Source organism: Pseudomonas sp. PS01298 (genome assembly GCF_029959745.1).
In the GTDB taxonomy this organism is placed as follows: Bacteria; Pseudomonadota; Gammaproteobacteria; order Pseudomonadales; family Pseudomonadaceae; genus Aquipseudomonas; species Aquipseudomonas aylmerensis.
The window spans coordinates 36,873-54,798 of record NZ_JASCPP010000013.1 but is presented as its reverse complement, the minus strand read 5'-3'; the positions used below and the strand labels follow the sequence as shown (position 1 = coordinate 54,798).

13 protein-coding genes and 1 pseudogene are annotated in these 17,926 nt (G+C 63.8%); 13 read left to right on the top strand and 1 reads right to left on the bottom strand.

Annotated features, from left to right (window positions below; all coding sequences use genetic code 11):
• Nucleotides 1-40 precede the first annotated feature (40 nt).
• From glnE to QMX97_RS07950, 12 genes and pseudogenes are all read left to right on the top strand, one after another.
• Nucleotides 41-2,980, top strand: coding sequence for a bifunctional [glutamate--ammonia ligase]-adenylyl-L-tyrosine phosphorylase/[glutamate--ammonia-ligase] adenylyltransferase (gene glnE / locus QMX97_RS08005; RefSeq protein WP_065900021.1), 2,940 nt, complete (start codon nt 41-43; stop codon nt 2,978-2,980).
• Between the two features lie 188 nt (nt 2,981-3,168).
• The gene (waaF, locus tag QMX97_RS08000) at nt 3,169-4,203 is read left to right on the top strand and encodes a lipopolysaccharide heptosyltransferase II (protein WP_065900023.1); all 1,035 of its coding nucleotides are present in this window, start codon (nt 3,169-3,171) and stop codon (nt 4,201-4,203) included.
• Between the two features lies 1 nt (nt 4,204).
• Nucleotides 4,205-5,266 (top strand): lipopolysaccharide heptosyltransferase I, encoded by a 1,062-nt coding sequence (gene waaC, locus QMX97_RS07995; RefSeq protein ID WP_065900026.1) that lies wholly within the window; start codon nt 4,205-4,207, stop codon nt 5,264-5,266.
• The gene (locus tag QMX97_RS07990) at nt 5,266-6,390 is read left to right on the top strand and encodes a glycosyltransferase family 4 protein (protein WP_065900028.1); all 1,125 of its coding nucleotides are present in this window, start codon (nt 5,266-5,268) and stop codon (nt 6,388-6,390) included. The genes waaC and QMX97_RS07990 overlap by 1 nt, the downstream gene beginning before the upstream one ends.
• A complete protein-coding gene (gene rfaP, locus QMX97_RS07985) occupies nt 6,387-7,193 on the top strand; it encodes a lipopolysaccharide core heptose(I) kinase RfaP (RefSeq protein ID WP_065900029.1) in 807 nt (268 codons plus the stop codon). Before QMX97_RS07990 ends, rfaP begins: the two co-directional genes overlap by 4 nt.
• Nucleotides 7,193-7,927: a lipopolysaccharide kinase InaA family protein gene (locus QMX97_RS07980; RefSeq protein ID WP_065900030.1), complete on the top strand. Its 735-nt coding sequence runs from the start codon at nt 7,193-7,195 to the stop codon at nt 7,925-7,927. The genes rfaP and QMX97_RS07980 overlap by 1 nt, the downstream gene beginning before the upstream one ends.
• Nucleotides 7,924-8,676, top strand: coding sequence for a lipopolysaccharide kinase InaA family protein (locus tag QMX97_RS07975; RefSeq protein ID WP_282396678.1), 753 nt, complete (start codon nt 7,924-7,926; stop codon nt 8,674-8,676). Before QMX97_RS07980 ends, QMX97_RS07975 begins: the two co-directional genes overlap by 4 nt.
• On the top strand, nt 8,676-10,112 hold the full coding sequence (locus QMX97_RS07970) for a lipopolysaccharide kinase InaA family protein (RefSeq protein ID WP_282396677.1): 1,437 nt from the start codon (nt 8,676-8,678) through the stop codon (nt 10,110-10,112). The genes QMX97_RS07975 and QMX97_RS07970 overlap by 1 nt, the downstream gene beginning before the upstream one ends.
• 587 nt (nt 10,113-10,699) lie before the next feature.
• A complete protein-coding gene (locus QMX97_RS07965; RefSeq protein ID WP_282396676.1) occupies nt 10,700-11,680 on the top strand; it encodes a sugar ABC transporter substrate-binding protein in 981 nt (326 codons plus the stop codon).
• Nucleotides 11,680-13,202: pseudogene (locus tag QMX97_RS07960) on the top strand (sugar ABC transporter ATP-binding protein). The gene QMX97_RS07965 and the pseudogene QMX97_RS07960 overlap by 1 nt, the downstream one beginning before the upstream one ends.
• Nucleotides 13,195-14,181: an ABC transporter permease gene (locus QMX97_RS07955; protein ID WP_213550348.1), complete on the top strand. Its 987-nt coding sequence runs from the start codon at nt 13,195-13,197 to the stop codon at nt 14,179-14,181. The pseudogene QMX97_RS07960 and the gene QMX97_RS07955 overlap by 8 nt, the downstream one beginning before the upstream one ends.
• Nucleotides 14,178-15,104, top strand: a complete 927-nt coding sequence (locus QMX97_RS07950) for an ABC transporter permease (RefSeq protein WP_282396675.1) — start codon at nt 14,178-14,180, stop codon at nt 15,102-15,104. The genes QMX97_RS07955 and QMX97_RS07950 overlap by 4 nt, the downstream gene beginning before the upstream one ends.
• A gap of 151 nt (nt 15,105-15,255) precedes the next feature.
• On the opposite strand, the gene QMX97_RS07945 is transcribed toward QMX97_RS07950, so the two are convergent.
• On the bottom strand, nt 15,256-17,340 hold the full coding sequence (locus tag QMX97_RS07945) for a TonB-dependent receptor (RefSeq protein WP_282396674.1): 2,085 nt from the start codon (nt 17,338-17,340) through the stop codon (nt 15,256-15,258).
• A gap of 196 nt (nt 17,341-17,536) precedes the next feature.
• Here QMX97_RS07945 and QMX97_RS07940 point away from each other — a divergent pair, with 196 nt between their 5' ends.
• The gene (locus QMX97_RS07940; protein ID WP_282396673.1) at nt 17,537-17,893 is read left to right on the top strand and encodes a YceK/YidQ family lipoprotein; all 357 of its coding nucleotides are present in this window, start codon (nt 17,537-17,539) and stop codon (nt 17,891-17,893) included.
• Nucleotides 17,894-17,926: the final 33 nt, after the last annotated feature.

Here is a 17,926-nt window from a genome sequence, read left to right as displayed (position 1 = left end):
CACAGCTACAAGCCATTTACGCGCCGATCAAGGATAGACCATGAGCCTGCCAACACTGGCCGAATTACCCGCCATTCTCTTGCCTTACGCCAGCCGGGCCGAGCAGTCATTTCGTGACGCAGTGGCCGCGCTGGACGACGATCATGGCCTTTCTGCGTGGACGCCGCAACGGTGGGCCGACTTCGCCCGCGTGTGCGCCGCCAGTGATTTCGTGATTGAACAGAGTGTTCGTGACCCTTTGATGTTGCTCGAACTGGTGGCCTGGGGCGAGTTGGACCGCGGCTTTGCACCGGGGGAGCTGTGCGGCCAGATCGCCGGCGCCGTGCAACAGGCCGAAACAGAAGATGAGCTGGGCCGCGTGCTGCGCCGCCAGCGCACGCGCCAGCAAGTGCGCATCATCTGGCGCGACCTGACCCGCCAGGCGGACCTGGTGCAAACCTGCCGCGACCTCTCCGACATGGCCGACGCCAGCATCGACCAGGCCTACCAGTGGCTGTACCAGCGCCATTGCGTGCAGTTCGGCACGCCGACTGGCCGGCGCAGCGGCGAAGCCCAGCACATGGTGATCCTCGGCATGGGCAAGCTCGGTGCGGTGGAGCTGAACCTGTCGTCGGATATCGACCTGATCTTCGCCTACCCCGAGGGCGGGGAGACGGTGGGCGTCAAGCGTTCCCTGGATAATCAGGAATTCTTCATCCGCCTTGGTCAAAAATTGATCAAGGCCCTCGATCCGATGACCGTCGACGGCTTTGTGTTCCGTGTCGACATGCGCCTGCGCCCCTACGGCTCGGCTGGCGCGCTGGTGCTCAGCTTCAACGCGCTGGAGCAGTACTACCAGGACCAGGGTCGCGACTGGGAACGCTACGCCATGATCAAGGCGCGTGTGGTCGCCGGCGACCAGGTCGCCGGTGCGCAGTTGCTCGATATGCTGCGCCCCTTCGTGTACCGCCGTTACCTGGACTTTTCAGCCATCGAAGCGCTGCGCACCATGAAGCAGCTGATCCAGCAGGAAGTGCGGCGCAAGGGCATGGCCGAAAACATCAAGCTGGGCTCGGGTGGCATCCGCGAGGTGGAGTTCATCGCCCAGGCCTTCCAGTTGATCCACGGTGGTCGCGACCTCAGCCTGCAGCAGCGGCCGCTGCTCAAAGTGCTCGGCACCCTCGAAGGCCAGGGCTACCTGCCGCCGGCGGTGATCGCCGAGTTGCGCAACGGCTATGAATTCCTGCGCTACACCGAGCACGCGATCCAAGCGATTGCCGATCGCCAGACGCAAATGCTCCCGGACAGCCCGGAGGACCAGGCGCGCATTGCCTTTATGCTCGGTTTCGCCGACTGGTCCGCGTTCCATGAGCGCCTGATGTACTGGCGTGGCCGGGTGGATTGGCATTTCCGCCAGGTCATCGCGGATCCGGATGAAGAGGAAGGCGAAGAGGGCGAACTGGTCGTGGGCGGAGAGTGGTTGCCGCTGTGGGAAGAGTCCCAGGACGAAGAGGCTGCGTGTCGTCAGCTCGCGGAAGGCGGCTTCACTGATGCGCCCAAGGCCCTCAAGGCCCTGGCCGGCCTGCGCAGCAGCCCGCAATTGCGCGCCATGCAGCGCCTCGGTCGCGAGCGATTGGACGCGTTTATCCCGCGCCTGCTGGCCCAGGCCGTCGAACACGCCAACCCGGACCTGGTGCTCGAACGTGTATTGCCGCTGGTGGAGGCCGTCGCGCGGCGCTCTGCCTATCTGGTGCTGCTCACGGAAAACCCCGACGCCCTGCGCCGCCTGCTGACCCTGTGCGCCGCCAGCCCGTGGATTGCCGAGCAGATCACGCGTTTCCCGCTGCTGCTCGACGAGTTGCTCAACGAAGGCCGCCTGTTCAAGCCACCATTGGCGCCGGAACTTGCCGCCGAGTTGCGCGAGCGGCTCACGCGCATCCCCGAGGATGACCTGGAGCAGCAGATGGAGGCCTTGCGGCACTTCAAGCTGGCTCACCGCCTGCGCGTGGCGGCCTCGGAAATCGCCGGCAGCCTGCCGTTGATGAAAGTCAGCGACTACTTGACCTGGCTCGCCGAAGCCATCCTCGAACAGGTGCTGGCCCTGGCCTGGCGCCAGACCGTGGCGCGCCACGGCTCGCCGCAACGGCTGGACGGCACCTTGTGCGATCCCGGGTTCATCATTGTCGGTTATGGGAAAGTCGGCGGCATCGAACTGGGGCATGGTTCGGACCTGGACCTGGTGTTTATCCACGATGGCGACCCGCAGGCCGAGACCGACGGCGCCAAGCCGATTGATGGCGCGCAGTTCTTCACGCGCCTGGGCCAGCGGATCATCCATCTGCTGACCACCCAGACCAACTCCGGCCAGCTGTATGAAGTGGACATGCGCCTGCGACCTTCGGGCGCGTCCGGGCTGTTGGTCAGTTCGCTCGGCGCGTTTGATCGCTATCAACAAAATGAAGCCTGGACCTGGGAGCATCAGGCCCTGATCCGCGCGCGCGTGCTGGTCGGCAGCCAGGATGTGGGCCAGGCGTTCGAGCAGGTCCGGGCCAAGGTACTGGGGCGTGAGCGCGATCTGGCGAAGCTGCGCCAGGAGGTCAGCGAGATGCGCGCCAAGATGCGTGACAACCTGGGCACCAAGGGCACGGCGGCCGGCACCGGCGCCAATGCCTTCGAAGCCACGGCGCTGTTCGACCTCAAGCAGGACGCCGGAGGTATCGTCGATATTGAATTTATGGTGCAATACGCGGCTTTGGCGTGGTCTGCGCAGCATCCATCGTTGCTGCGCTATACCGACAATATCCGCATTCTGGAAGGCCTGGAGCAGGTGGGGTTGATGCCCGCCGCCGATGCTCATCTGCTGCGCGAGGTGTATAAAGCCTACCGCTCCGCCGCGCACCGCCAGGCCCTGCAGAATGAGGCTGGTACGGTAGCCGGGGATCAGTTCGCCGACGAACGGCGCCAGGTGATGCGAATCTGGCAGGAACTGGGGTTAAGCTGAAGCTCGAATAAAGGTGGGAGCGGGCTTGCTTGCGAAAGCGCTATTTCAGTCACTCGATGGGGCGGCTGACAGATCGCTTTTGCGAGCAAGCCCGCTCCCGCACAAAGCTGTTACCGGGCCAACCGTGACCTACAGTAATTTTCGAGGCGGGGAGGCATAAGCCTCCCCGCATCGTTTGTGGAAACTACATGAATATTCTGATCGTTGGGCCCAGTTGGGTCGGTGACATGGTGATGGCACAGACACTGTTCCAGTGCCTGCGCCAGCGCTATCCGGACTGCCAGATCGACGTGCTTGCCCCTGAGTGGAGCCGGCCGATCCTCGAGCGCATGCCCGAAGTGCGCAAGGCCTTGAGCTTTCCGCTCGGCCACGGTGCCCTGGAACTGGCGACCCGCCGGCGTATCGGCAAATCCCTGGCCGGCCAGTACGACCAGGCGATCCTGCTGCCCAACTCGATGAAGTCGGCGCTGGTGCCGTTTTTCGCCGGTATCCCCAAGCGCACCGGCTGGCGTGGCGAGTTTCGCTACGGCCTGCTCAATGACGTGCGCAAGCTCGACAAGGCGCGTTACCCGCTGATGATCGAGCGTTTCATGGCGTTGGCCTACGCCCCCGGCGCCGAACTGCCGACGCCGTACCCGCGCCCGAGCCTGCAAATCGATCCAGTCACCCGCGATGCAGCGCTGGCCAAGTTCGGCCTGCAACTCGATCGCCCGGTGCTGGCGCTGTGCCCGGGTGCCGAGTTTGGCGAGTCCAAGCGCTGGCCGTCGGAGCATTACGCCAAAGTCGCCGAGACCAAGATCCGCGAAGGTTGGCAGGTGTGGCTGTTTGGATCGAAAAAGGATCACCCGGTCGGCGAGGACATTCGCCAGCGCCTGATTCCCGGCCTGCGCGAAGAAGCCGTGAACCTCAGTGGCGATACGTCACTGGCCGAGGCCATCGACTTGCTGTCCTGCGCCGACTCGGTGGTGTCCAACGACTCCGGCCTGATGCACGTGGCGGCTGCGCTGAATCGCCCGCTGGTGGCGGTCTATGGCTCCACCTCGCCGGGCTTCACTCCGCCGTTGGCCGATCAGGTCGAAGTGGTGCGCCTGGGACTCGATTGCAGCCCCTGTTTTGATCGCACCTGCCGTTTCGGCCATTACAACTGCATGCGCCAGTTGCTGCCGCAGCCGGTGAACGAAGCCTTGCAGCGGTTGCAGGGCTCTGCGGTCGAGGTCCGATAGTTTGCGCGTACTGGTAATCAAGACCTCATCCCTGGGCGACGTGATCCACGCGTTGCCGGCACTTACCGACGCCGCGCGGGCGATCCCGGGCATTCAATTCGACTGGGTGGTGGAAGAAGGCTTTGCCGAAATCCCCACCTGGCACCCGGCGGTGGACAAGGTGATCCCGGTGGCGATCCGCCGCTGGCGCAAGAACCTTTGGCAGACCTTCAAGAGTGGCGAGTGGCGACGCTTCAAGCAGCGCATTCAGTCGACCAAATATGATCTGGTAATCGATGCCCAGGGCCTGCTCAAAAGTGCCTGGTTGACCCGTTACGTGCGGGCCCCGGTGGCGGGTTTTGACCAGCAGTCGGCCCGTGAGCCAATCGCTGCGCGCTTCTATTCGCGCCGCCTGGCCGTGGCCCGTGGGCAGCATGCGGTGGAGCGTTTGCGCCAGCTGTTTGCCGTGGCCCTCGGTTATGACTTGCCCAAAGGCCTGGGCGACTATGGCCTGAGCGTCGACAAGTTGCTCGGCCTGCCGCCGAAAAAGCCCTTCGTGCTGCTGCTGCACGGCACCACCTGGGACACCAAGCACTGGCCCGAAGCCTACTGGCGCGAGCTGGCCGAACGCATGGGCCGCCTGGGGGTGGACGTGAAATTGCCGTGGGGCAACCCGGTCGAAAAGGCTCGGGCCGAGCGCCTGGCCCAGGGCCTGCCGAATGCCGAGGTCCTGCCCAAGTTGAACCTCGCCGGTGTCGCCCGCGTATTGGCCGGTGCCCGCGCCTGTGTGGCGGTGGACACCGGCCTGGGCCACCTGGCGGCGGCGCTGGATGTGCCGACCATTTCCCTGTTCGGCCCGACCAACCCCGGCCTGACCGGCGCCTACGGCAAGGGCCAGATTCACCTGGCCAGCGATTGGTCGTGTGCGCCGTGCCTGCAAAAAAACTGTACCTATCAACCGACGGCGGATGACCTGCGTCGGTTCGACATCAAGCGTGAGTCGCCCCTGTGCTTCACGCGCCTGAACCCTGAGCGTGTGGCGAGCCGGCTGAGCACGTTGTTACTGGCTGAGGAACTGCACTGATGCAACTGGCTTTTGTTCTGTACAAATACTTCCCCTTCGGCGGCCTGCAGCGCGACTTCATGCGCATCGCCCTGGAGTGCCAGCAGCGCGGCCATCAGATTCGTGTCTACACGCTGATCTGGGAAGGTGACATCCCGCCGGGCTTCGAAGTGCTGGTGGCGCCGGTCAAGGCGTTCTTCAACCATCGGCGCAACGAGAAGCTCAGCGCCTGGATGGCCGAGGACCTGGCCAAGCGCCCGGTCGACCGCCTGATCGGATTCAACAAGATGCCTGGCCTGGACGTGTACTACGCCGCCGATGGCTGCTTCGAAGACAAGGCGCAAAACCTGCGCCATTCGCTGTACCGCAATTTTGGTCGCTATCGCCACTTTGCCGAGTACGAGCGCGCGGTGTTCGCCAAGGATGCCAAGACCGAGATCCTGATGATCTCCGAAGTGCAGCAGCCGTTGTTCATCAAGCATTACGACACGCCGCTGCAACGCTTCCACCTGCTGCCGCCAGGCATTGCCCAGGACCGTCGCGCGCCGCCGAATGCGGCCGAGATTCGCCAGGGTTTCCGCCAGGAATTCAACCTGGCCGACGACGATTTGCTGCTGGTGCAAATCGGCTCCGGCTTCAAGACCAAAGGCGTCGATCGCAGCTTGAAAGCCGTGGCCGCGCTGCCGACGGAACTGAAAAAACGCACGCGCCTGTTTGTAATCGGCCAGGACGACCCCAAGGTATTCCAGCTGCAAAGCGCGACCCTGGGCCTGGGCGACAATGTGCAGTTCCTCAAGGGCCGCAGTGATATCCCGCGTTTCCTGCTGGGCGCCGATGTGTTGATCCACCCGGCGTACAACGAAAACACCGGCACCGTATTGCTCGAAGCCCTGGTGGCCGGGTTGCCGGTGCTGGTCTCGGCCGTGTGTGGTTACGCCCACTACATCGCCGAAGCCGACAGTGGCCTGGTGCTGGATGAGCCGTTCGAACAGAGCCAGCTCAACCAGTACCTGGCTCGCATGCTCACCGACACTGCACAGCGCGCGGCCTGGGGCCGCAATGGGTTGGCCTTCGCCGAGACGGCCGACCTCTACAGCATGCCGCAGCACGCTGCGGATGTGATTCTGGCGGAGCCAAAACGATGAAGTTGATTCTTGCCGAACCGTTCAAGACTTTATGGGCCGGGCGCGATGCCTTCGCCGAAGTCGAGCAACTGCAAGGCCAGGTATTCCGTGAACTGGCGGCACGTCGCACCTTGCGCACAGAGGTGGAGGGCCGTCCGTATTTCGTCAAAATCCACCGGGGTATCGGCTGGGGTGAAATCTTCAAGAACCTGATCACCGCCAAGCTGCCGGTGCTCGGCGCCGGCCTTGAGTGGGCGGCGATTCATCGCTTGCAGGAACTCGGCGTGCCGACCATGACCGGCGTGGCCTTCGGTGAAAAGGGCAGCAACCCGGCGGACCAGCACTCGTTCATCATCACCGAAGAACTGGCGCCGACCCTCAGCCTCGAAGACCTCAGCATCAACTGGGTCGCCGAACCGCCTGCCCCCGCGCTGCGCCATGCGCTCACACACGAACTGGCACGCATGGTGGGCGACATGCACCGTGGTGGCGTCAATCACCGTGACTGCTACCTCTGCCACTTCTTGCTGGACACTTCCAGGCCCATCGACGCGAACAACATCAAGCTCTCGGTGATCGACCTGCACCGCGCCCAGTTGCGTGCCCATCTGCCGCTGCGCTGGCGCGACAAGGACTTGTCCGCGCTGTACTACTCGGCGCTGGACATCGGCCTGACGCGCCGCGACAAACTGCGCTTCCTCAAGGGCTACTTCCGCCAGCCGCTGCGCCAGATCCTGGCGGAGCAATCGGCATCGTTGAGCCTGATGCAGCGTAAGGCCGACAAGCTGTACGCGCGCAAGCAACGTTATGGGGATGCGATCTGATGGCGGGTTGGAACCTGGAACCTGCCTACGCCCACCTGGCGGATGATTTTGGAAGCCTCGACGCGGTGTTCGCCCTGCAAGGCGAACGCCTGACCCGCGATCCCTTGTCGGAAGTGATCCGCGTGGAGCGCGGCGGGGTCAATTACTACGTCAAGCGCTACACCGGCGCCGGCAAGGGGTTGCGGCGCTACCTGGGCAAGCCGCGCGTGAAGTCCGAATGGCAAAACCTCAAGCGCTTCGCCAAGTGGGGTATCCCCACCGCCGACGTGGTCGCCTGGGGCCTGGCGCGCAAGGGCCTGGCCTACGACCGTGGGGCGATGATCACCCGCGAATTACCGAGGACCGAAGACCTCTCGGTGCTGGCCGAGCGTAACGATGCGCGCCTGCGCGACCCCAAATGGGTCGACGCGGTCAGCCGCCAGCTCGCCGAATACACGCGAACCATGCACGACCATCGGTTTACCCATAACGATTTGAAGTGGCGCAACCTGCTGATCGACGACCAGTCGACCCTGTACCTGATCGACTGCCCCAATGGCGATTTCTGGCGCGGCTTCTGGCTCAAGTACCGCATCACCAAGGACCTGGCGTGCCTGGACAAGGTGGCCAAGTATCACCTGTCAGCCACCCAGCGCCTGCGTTTCTACATGCAGTACCGTCAGCGCCGGCACCTGAGTGCATCGGACAAACAGCGTATTCGCCACGTGGTGAAGTTTTTCGAGGGACGCGAATGAGTGATTTCCTGGCGGCCGAAGACCGCGCCCTGTTGGAGCGCCACGGCCTCGCGACATTCGACGCGCTGTGGGCCAAGCAACTGGACGCGGTGGACGAGCCGAACACCAGCCGTGGCGGCTGGAGCAGTGTGTTTCGCCTGGAGCTGGACGGCCACGGCTATTACCTCAAGCGCCAGAGCAACTACCTCACGCGCAGCTTGCACCGCCCGTTGGGCGAGCCCAGTTTCTCGCGCGAATTTCGCAATATCAGCCGCTACCGCAAGCTCGGTATCCCGGCGTTGCAGGCGGCATTCTATGGCGAGCGCAAGGTCGCCGGCGAGCACCGCGCGATGCTGCTGACCCGCGCCCTGGACGGCTGGAATGACCTGGACTCGCTGCTGGAGCAGTGGGCGCACCTGAGCGACGCCCAGCATCACGCGATCCTGTTGGCCTGCGGCCTGTTGGCGCGCCGGCTGCACAGCGTTGGCCAGGTGCATGGCTGTTTCTACCCCAAGCATATTTTCCTGCAGGCCACCGGTGACGGTTACGCCGCGCAGTTGATCGACCTGGAGAAAACCCGCCCGCTGCTGTTCGGCTGGCGTGACCGGGTCAAGGACCTGGAGCCGTTGTTGCGCCGTGCGCCGCAATGGTCGGATGCGCAGGTGCGCCAGTTGCTGGCGGCCTACCTCGATCAGCCTGAGGGCAGTACATTGGTCGGCACCTGGCTGCAGCGCCTGACGAAACGGCGTAGCCACAAGGAGAACCGCTGATGCGTCTGTCCGAGCTGAAAAACGCCGGCCGCACACCGAGCCTGCCCCTCACTCTGGATCTCGCCGATGCCGCAGGCGCCGGTCAGTTGCAACTGCTGAGCCTGTTGCGGGTGTTGCCGGGCGAGCGCTACGTGGGCGCGGCGGTGTGGCGCGGGCGTCCGGTGCTGGCCAAGTTGTTGGTGGGCAGCAAGGCGGCGCGGCATTTTCAGCGTGAGCTGCGCGGCGTGCGGCTGCTCGCCGAGCAAGGCCTGACCACCCCGTTGCTGCTCGCCGATGGCTTGCAGGAAGGCGAGGGCGGTTGGCTGCTGTTCGAATTTATCGAGGGCGCCGAGAGCCTGGCTGATGCCTGGCACGCCGTCGAAGGCCTGCCGCCGTTGGCCGACGAGCAGACAGCGGTGCTGGCCGAGGCGCTGGGTGCGGTCGCGCAGATGCACGCCAAAGGGCTGTGGCAGGAAGACCTGCACCTGGACAACCTGCTGCGCCAGGACGGCAAGCTGTACCTGATCGATGGCGCCGGGATTCGCGTCGAAGAAGCCGGTAAGCCGCTGTCACGTAACCGTGTGCTGGAAAACCTCGGGGTATTTTTCGCCCAGTTGCCAAAAAATCTCGAGCCGTTTACCGAAGAACTGCTGGTGTACTACCTGCTGGGCAACAGCGAGCACGCCCTGCCGCTGGAAGCCTTGGAGAAACAGGTGCGCAAGGTCAGTGCCTGGCGCCTGAAAGACTTTCTGCACAAGGTCGGCCGCGAATGCACGCTGTTCAGCGTGGTGCGAGGGGCCTTTGCCTTGCGCGCGATTCGTCGCGAGGAAGAGCCGGCGATGCTCGCGGTGCTGGAGCAGGCGGATGCATTGCTCGACCAGGGCCACCTGTACAAGACCGGCGGTGCCGCCAGCGTGGCCAAGGTCGAGGTGGCCGGTCGGCCGCTGGTGATCAAGCGCTACAACATCAAGGGTTTTGCCCACTGGCTCAAGCGCTTCTGGCGCCCCAGTCGCGCCTGGCATTCCTGGCGCGAAGGCAACCGCCTGGCCTTCCTCGGCATCGCCACGCCCAAGCCGCTGGCCGTGCTGGAAAAGCGTTTTCTCTGGCTGCGCAGCCGCGCGTACCTGGTCACCGAATACCTATCGGGTCCGGACATCATCGAACGCTTCGCGCCGTACGTTGAAAACGGCGAGGCGCCGGAAAACGAACTGCAGGCGCTGGATCAGCTGTTCGCCGAGCTGATCCGCGAACGCATCAGCCATGGTGACTTCAAGGGCCATAACCTGTTCTGGGACAAGGACCGCTGGTCGCTGATCGACCTCGACGCCATGTGCCAACACAGCTCAATCGCGAGCTTCACCCCGGCGTATGCCAGGGACCGCGCGCGGTTCATGCGCAACTGGCCGCAGAGCAGCGCGTTGTACCAACTGATCGATCAGCGACTGCCCAAACTGTAGGAGCCGGCTTGCCGGCGATGGTGGCCCGCCAAATCCATGTCGGATTACGGGCACACCGAGCGTAGGGGCGAGAGCGCTTTGGTTGCTTTCGCGCTTTTCGAAAGTGACCCGCTGCAAGAGCGGAACCCGTAGCCGCGGTTGCCGCAGAAAGGGATAGGTACTCAGTCTGATCCAACATCCTGGTCGACTGTCAGGTCGCCTTCGCGGGCAAGCCCGCTCCCACATTCGCATGGGGGGGCAGATAAAATTCGTTTCAGGCAATTCCGCATTCCAGCAAGCGAAAAGCCCCGATGAAACTCACCGAGGCTAGAGCGCCGACCGGGATCCCCCAGTCCCTTTGCGCCAGGTTCTATGCTTGCGATTCCAGCGTGTCAACGCAGGCGCTTTAGTCGAAATGCGCAAGCTAGGGTGCGAACACTCAGTGACAGGTGTTGCGTGGGCAACAGCGATTGGGCAGTTGTGTTCAAGAACGACATCACGCTTTCGCTTTGGGTTTTTATCTTGCTGATTTAACTCATTAAAAATCCTGGCACGGGCTCTGCAATAGCACCTGGTGAACCCTTTCACCGTTTGCAGCGGAGCCCTGTATGCCTTCCAGCCTTTCCTCGCTTTCCCGTTTGATCTGCCTTGGCGCCGTCCTGCTGCTGAGTGGCGTGGCTCATGCTGCAGAAGGTGATGATGCCGTGCCGTCCCTGGCCGGCAAGCGCATTGCGGTGAGCATGACCGGCACCAGTCACTATTTCGATATCAAGGCGTTCCAGGCGCAGGTCGATGAGATCAAGCGCCTGGGCGGTACACCGATCACCCTGGATGCCGGGCGTAACGACAAAAACCTGGTGACCCAGCTGCAGACCGTGGTCACCCAGAAGCCGGATGCGGTGATCCAGACCCTCGGTACCCTCAGCGTGATCGACCCCTGGCTCAAGCGCATCAGCAAGGCCGGCATCCCGCTGTTCACCATCGATGCGCCCTCGCAATACAGCCTCAACAACACCACCTCGGACAACGTCGCCACCGGCAAGGCGCTGGCCGATCAGTTGATCAAGGACGCTGGCGGCAAGGGCAAGATCCTGGTGTTCAATGGTTTCTACGGCGTGCCGGTGTGCGCGATCCGTTATGACCAGTTGAAGCTGGCGCTCAAGGATTACCCACAGCTGGAGATTATCCAGCCGGAACTGCGCGATGTGATCCCCAATACCGTGCAGGACGCCTACTCCCAAGTGTCGGCATTGCTCAACAAATACCCGGCGGGCAGCGTCTCGGCGATCTGGTCGGCGTGGGACATCCCGCAACTGGGCGCGAGCAAGGCATTGATCGATGCCAAGCGCACCGAGATCAAGACCTACGGCGTCGATGGCACCCCCGAAGTGCTGGCGCTGCTCGGCCAGGCGAAATCGCCGGTGGGCGCGGTGGTGGCGCAGCAGCCGGCGCTGATCGGCAAGACCGCCGTGCAGAACGTGGCGCGTTACCTGGCCGGCCAACGTGACCTGCCCAAGGAAACCCATGTGCCCACGCTGCTGACCACCGCCGCCAACCTGGCGCAGGTCCAGCAATTGCGGGGTGACTGATGGCGGCATTGCACCTGCAGCACTTGCGCAAACGCTTCGGTGCCACCCAGGCGCTGGAGGATGCGAGCCTGAAGGTCGAGCGTGGCAGCATTCACGGGCTGGTGGGCGAGAACGGCGCGGGCAAGTCGACCTTGATCAAGATCCTTGCCGGCCTTCACAAGGCTGATGCGGGACAGGTCAGTATCGACGGCCAATCCTATGCCTCCTTGTCGCCGCGCCAGGTGGATGCGCTGGGCGTGCAGTTCATCCATCAGGAGCGCCTGTTGCCGGCGAGTTTCACTGTCGGCGAGGCGCTGTTTTTCGGCCATGAATTGCGTCGCGGACCGTTCGTGGATCGGCGCCGACAGCAGCGTGAAGCCGAGCGCTTGCTGGCCGAATATTTTGATCTGCAACTGCCGGCAGGCGCCTTGGTCGGCGAGCTGAACAGCGCCGAGCGCCAAGTGCTGCAAATTACCCGGGCATTGATCCGCCAGCCGAAAATCCTCGTATTCGACGAGCCCAGCGTGGCGTTGGTCAAGCGTGAAGTCGACCAACTGCTGCGCATCGTCAAGCGCCTGCGTGACCGGGGTTGTCGATTCTGTACATCTCCCATTACCTGCAGGAAATCGACAGCCTGTGCGATGAAGTCACGGTGTTGCGCAATGGCCGCGACGTGGCGGTGGTGCAGCCACGACACACCTCCAGCGCCGAGATTGCGCGGCTGATGGTCAACCGCGAGGTGCAGGAGATGTACCCCAAGGCCAAGGTCGAATTGGGCCCGCCGTTGTTGCAGGTGCGCGGGCTGAGCCTGGCGCGGCGTTATCGGCAGATTGACCTGCAGGTGCGCCGCGGAGAAATCCTCGGCCTGACCGGGCTGGTCGGCTCAGGTGCCAAAGAGTTGTTCAAGACCTTGTTCGGCGTGGAGCGCGCCGACAGCGGCAGCGTGCACCTGGACGGGCGCCTGTTGCGCCTGCGCTCGCCGGGCCAGGCGATTGCCGCGGGCATCGCCCTGGTGCCGGAAGAGCGGCGGAGCCAGGGCATTTCGCCGCTGCTGTCGGTGCTGGAAAACCTCACGCTGGCGGGGCTGGGAAGGTTCAGTCGCTGGGGGCTGTTGAGCCGGCGCCAGGAGCACGCGGAGAGCGTGCGCTTGATCGATGAACTGGCGATCAAGGCGCCCGGCCCTCACGCGGCGGTCAGTCAACTGAGCGGCGGCAACCAGCAAAAAGTCGCGTTGGGCAAATGGCTGAGTCGGCGCTCGGCCGTGTACCTGCTGGATGAGCCCTGCGTGGGTGTGGATGTGGGCGCCAAAGTGGAGATCTATCGCTTGATCGGACGCCTGGTGGAAGCGGGCGCGGCGGTGCTGGTGCTGTCTTCGGACTTGCCGGAGTTGCTCGGGATCAGTGATCGAATTGTGGTGCTGCATCGCGGCGAGATCGCCGGTGAATTCCATGCCGGCGAGGCTGACAGCGATCAGTTGCTGGCCTGTGCGACGGGGGCCGTGCCCGCTGCAGCGCTGCCGGCGCGGGAGGTCGAACATGCTTGATGTCGCGACGCCCCGGTTCTCGCAACGCGTGTGGGTGCTGGTGCTGCGCCGGGGTTCGGTGGGGGTGTTCCTGGCGATCCTGGTGGGGTTTGCCGTGGCCGCACCGAATTTTCTGTCGGTGGGTAACCTGGCCAATGTGTTCAGCCAGTCGGCGATCCTCGGCGTGCTGGCCTTCGGGCTGACCTGCGTGATTATCGGCGGCGGCTCGAATGTGGTGGCCGGCGGGCTCGACCTGTCGTTGGCGGCCAATCTCGGGCTGTGCGCGGCGGTGTTCAGCCGGCTCAACAATGCCGGCCTGGAGCTTTGGCTCAGCGTGCTGTTGACCCTGGGCTGTGGCCTGGCGGTCGGCGTGCTGAACGGCCTGGCGGTGGTGCTGCTGCGCTTGCCACCGTTGCTGGCGACGCTGGCGAGCATGAACGTACTGGCCGGGTTGGAGCTGGTGCTGACGGAAAACACCGTGGTCTCTACCGACTCGCCGCTGCTCGACCTGCTCAGCGGCGGCACCTGGCTGGCGGTGCCGGCACTGGCGTGGGTGCTGCTGGTGACGGCGGGCGTGCTGACCTTGCTGATCCAGCATTCGGCCTACGGGCTGCGCCTGCATGCGGTCGGCGAATACCCACAGGCGGCGCAGGCAGCCGGGATCCGGGTGCCGGCCTACGTGCTCTCGAGCTACCTGCTGTCGGGGTTGTGCGCCGCGGTGGCCGCGCTGTGTTCGGCGGCATTTTTCAGCGGCAGTACCACCGGTTCCGGCGACATGTTGCTGTCGGTGGTGGCGATCGCTTTTCTTGGCGTGGTGTTTTCCAGGCGACTGGTGGCGAGTATCCCGGGCACCTTGCTCGCTGCGCTGTTGATCGGTTTTCTGATCAATGGCTTCCAGTTGCTCAACGTGTCGAGCTTCTGGGTCAATGGCGTGCAAGGCGTGTTGATCTTGCTGGTGGTCGCCGCCTCCAGCGCCTTGAACCGAGGAGCCCACCCATGAACCTGCGCGCCTTGTTGCCGCTGACCTTGCCGCTGGTGTTTGCGCTGATCGTCGCGGTGTTCGCCGTGCAGGCGCCAGGGTTCCTGAGCGCCGGCAACCTGCACAGCCTGCTGCTGAACAACTTCGTGTTGCTGGCGATTGTCGCCATCGGCATGACTTACGCCGTTGCCGCCGGCGGTATCGACCTGTCGGTGGGCACCGCGCTGGATTTCGCCAGTTTCAGCTTCGTCGTGCTGCTCAATGGTGGGCATGGCTGGGTGGTAGCTGCCACGGGGGCGCTGGTCGCTGCGTTGCTGGTCGGGGTGTTCAATGCCGGCTTGATCGCCGGGCTGCGCATCAGCCCTTTCCTGGCGACCCTGGGGACGTTGTTTATCGGCACCAGCGCCCAGCAGTTGCTGTCGGACGGCGGTCAGCCGATCTATATCGCCCAGGACGTGAAGCCTGAACTGACCGGCCTGACCCCGCTGCTGATCGTCCTTGGGCTGGCACTGTTCTACGGCCTGGCACTTGCGCGCGGGCGCCTGGGTCGTGAGTTGTTGGCCCAGGGCACCCAGCCGCTGCTGGCGTATTATTCGGGGTTGTCGGTGCGGCGCATCGTGACCGTCGTGGCGCTGGCCACCGCGTTGGCCTGCGGGGTGGCGGGGGTGTTGCTCAGCTCGACGGTCAGCGCCTACGTGCCGCTGTCCGGCAATGCGTTTTTGCTCAATGCGATTGGCGCGGTGTTCATCGGCACGACGTTGAGCCGACAGGGTCGGGCAAATATCCCCGGCACCTTGCTGGGGGTGCTGTTTATCAACGTGATCGCCAACGGCCTGCTGCTGATCGGCTGGAATTTCTACTGGCAGCAGGTGGCGACCGGCGTGCTGATTTTTGTGGTGCTGACCTTCAGCTTTGCCAGTCGCCGTGTGCTGGAGCGCAACTAGCCGGGTTTATTCAGCCTTGACCCGGATGATGCGGGGTTTGTAGGTGCCGTTTTCCACACGTGACGCGATGCGCTTCATGGGCATTGCTTGCTGAAAGAGGCGTGCAAACGCTTTTGGCTCAGCGGCAGGCTGCTTGAGTTCGGTGGGCGCATCAGAACTGGTACTGCGCGCCGGCTCCCGCATACCAGGAGCGTCCGGGCGCTGCTTCGTAGTAGCGGCCGTTGCCGTCGCCGACGATCACCGAGCCGACGTACTGGCGGTCGAGCAGGTTATCCAGGCGCAGGGTCTGGTGGAAGGTCCAGTGCTCGACTTTCTGCTCGAAACGGGCGCGCCAGTTGAACACGCTGTAGCCGGGTGCGACGTGTTGCTGGTTGGTGTCTTCGACGTAGACCTTGCTGCGGTACATGCCTTCGATGGCGGTGCTGACCCAGTCCCGTGGCTTCCAGTTCAGTTCGGCGAACAGGGTGGTTTGCGGCACGCCGGGGAGGTAGTTGCCTTTGTCGACGGGCTTGCCGCCGCCGATGAAGTCGCTGTCATAGGTGGCTTGCAGGCGGGTGTAGGCGAGGCTGGTGCTCCAGTGTTCGGCCAACCGGCTCTCGATGCCCAGTTCGAAACCGCGCCGCAGGGTGCGGCCGGCGTTCTGGTAGCTGGTGCGCCCGCCCAGGGACTGGTCGACTACCAGTTCGTCCTCGGTGGTGATCTGGAACACCGCCGCGTTGATCCGCGTGTCGTTCAGCTGGGCCTTCAGGCCCACTTCATATTGGGTACTTTCGGACGGTTTCAGGCCGAAGTTGAAGCCCTCGACATTACCTGGCGCGTAGGCCAATTCTGCCTGGGTAGGGGTTTCGAAACCTTTGCCTGCACTGACGTAGCCGTGCAACTCGGGCGTGAACGCGTACATCACGCTCATCGACGGGGTGTTTTTCTGGTAGGTCTTGCTGCCGCTGGCGTCGCCATTGCTCAGGAATTGATCGTCGACGTCCAACTGCATGCTGCTGTGGCGGATGCCGGCTTGCAGGGTCCAGCGGTCGAGGGCCCAGTTGGCCTGGAGGTAGGGATCGAGGCTGCGCGCCGTGTCGATTTCATCGCGGCGTAGCTGGCCCTTTACGCCAAGGGTGGTGCCGCTGTAGTTCTGGTAGCCGTGGCGGCTGTCTTCGCTCTGGTCGAAGTCCAAGCCGGTGATGATCGTCAGCTCACCCGGCGCGCTGTCGATGGGCTGCATCCAGCGTACGCTGCCGCCGTAGAACTTGCGGTCGAATTGCACCACGCCGCCGCCGCGTTCGTTGGGCGGGGTGCCTTTGGGGATCGATAGGTACTGAATCACACTCCTGCGCCCCGTATACGCATTCACCTGTAACGTCGCATCGCCGATGTAGCGCTCGTAATTCATCCCCAATTGCTGATGATCGATGCTTTTGCGCGTGTTGTACTGCAACGCGGCGGGGTCCACGGAGCGAGGGTCTGCCTTATACGCCTGCCATTTCTGCCCCAGCGGGTCCTGCGTCCCGTTCTGCTCCAGGCTGCTGTAGATCAGCGCCAGCTTGCTGTCGTCATCGGGCTGGAAATTGAGCTTGGCGAAGGTCTGGTCGCGGCGCGCGCTGCTGTGGTCGCGATAGCCGTTGGTGTCCATGCGCGAGGCGTCGAGGACGAAGCCCGCACCATTGGCGGCGCCTTCGGCGCTCAAGTGGTTTTTGTTCAGGCCGTCGCTGCCCACCAGGGTTTCGGCGCCGATGCGCGGCGGGCCTTCACCGTCGCGGGAAAACATCTGGATCACGCCGCCGGCGTTGCTGCCATACAGCGTGGCGGCAGGCCCGCGCAGCACTTCGATGCGTTCGGCGGTGTCGAGATTGAAGGTTGCGGCCTGGCCCTGGCCGTCCGGGGTGCTGGCGGGAATGCCGTCGGCAAGCAGCTTGATGCCACGCACGCCGAACGCCGAGCGCGCGCCGAAGCCGCGGGAAGAAATCTGCAGGTCCTGCGCATAGTTCTGGCGGTTTTGCACCACCAGGCCTGGCACGCGGGACAGGGCTTCAGAGGCATTGATGCCCAATTGCCCGTCGCTGATCTGCTCGCGGCTGATGCCGTCCACCGAGTACGGCAGGTCGAACGTCGGGCTGGCGCTGCGTGAGCCGGTGACGACGCTGGGGTCGAGGATCAGGGCGGTGTCGTCTGCACGGGCGGTGTCGCACAGGGCGAGCAGGCCGGGCAGCAACAGGGTGAAGCGAGTGAGCGGGGTCATGGTTCAGCCGGAATCCGTGGCGCTTAGGGTGTAAACGCGCAAAAGGGCGCGAGTTTAGTGACTCGGGCGATTTATTTCATTTAGGAATCGGCCTACGGAACCCGTCGGCGCGTTGGCGCTGGGCGCACACACGGCCCGATGTTAGCGTGGTCAGCCCCGCCCATGACAATGGCCGATGGGTCAAAAGGAGTTGTACGTGAGGAGTACGTCGATAGTCGCGTGCCTGGCAGCAGTGCTGGCGCTGGCCGGTTGCGGGACGATCAATACCGTGTTCCGCCCGGACGCCGTGGCCAGCCAGAACCTCAAGGATTCGCGCAGCCACTGCGAGAGCGTGCCGCGCATCTATAGCGGGGTGATCTACGGGTTTTGTTCGCTCAATGGCGAGCCCAGGCCTGAAAAAAGCCTCAAGGACCAAAGCGTGTCCGACGCCGCCGGCAATGCCTTCCCGGTCATCGCCATCGAATTCGCCGCCTCCGGCGTACTGGACACGTTGGTACTGCCCTATACGATCTACCGCCAGAACAAGGACGGCAGCATCGAGATCTTCCGCTAGTCCCTCTTGCCGCTCGCCGCTAACAGCTTCCCA

What these genes read in the sequence shown, in the direction of transcription:
- QMX97_RS07990 (WP_065900028.1), top strand. Translation starts at nt 5,266, where the DNA reads ATGCAACTGGCTTTTGTTCTGTACAAATACTTCCCCTTCGGCGGCCTG.
- QMX97_RS07950 (WP_282396675.1), top strand. Translation starts at nt 14,178, where the DNA reads ATGAACCTGCGCGCCTTGTTGCCGCTGACCTTGCCGCTGGTGTTTGCG.
- rfaP (WP_065900029.1), top strand. Translation starts at nt 6,387, where the DNA reads ATGAAGTTGATTCTTGCCGAACCGTTCAAGACTTTATGGGCCGGGCGC.
- glnE (WP_065900021.1), top strand. Translation starts at nt 41, where the DNA reads ATGAGCCTGCCAACACTGGCCGAATTACCCGCCATTCTCTTGCCTTAC.
- QMX97_RS07965 (WP_282396676.1), top strand. Translation starts at nt 10,700, where the DNA reads ATGCCTTCCAGCCTTTCCTCGCTTTCCCGTTTGATCTGCCTTGGCGCC.
- QMX97_RS07955 (WP_213550348.1), top strand. Translation starts at nt 13,195, where the DNA reads ATGCTTGATGTCGCGACGCCCCGGTTCTCGCAACGCGTGTGGGTGCTG.
- QMX97_RS07945 (WP_282396674.1), bottom strand. Translation starts at nt 17,340, where the DNA reads ATGACCCCGCTCACTCGCTTCACCCTGTTGCTGCCCGGCCTGCTCGCC.
- QMX97_RS07975 (WP_282396678.1), top strand. Translation starts at nt 7,924, where the DNA reads ATGAGTGATTTCCTGGCGGCCGAAGACCGCGCCCTGTTGGAGCGCCAC.
- QMX97_RS07980 (WP_065900030.1), top strand. Translation starts at nt 7,193, where the DNA reads ATGGCGGGTTGGAACCTGGAACCTGCCTACGCCCACCTGGCGGATGAT.
- QMX97_RS07970 (WP_282396677.1), top strand. Translation starts at nt 8,676, where the DNA reads ATGCGTCTGTCCGAGCTGAAAAACGCCGGCCGCACACCGAGCCTGCCC.
- waaF (WP_065900023.1), top strand. Translation starts at nt 3,169, where the DNA reads ATGAATATTCTGATCGTTGGGCCCAGTTGGGTCGGTGACATGGTGATG.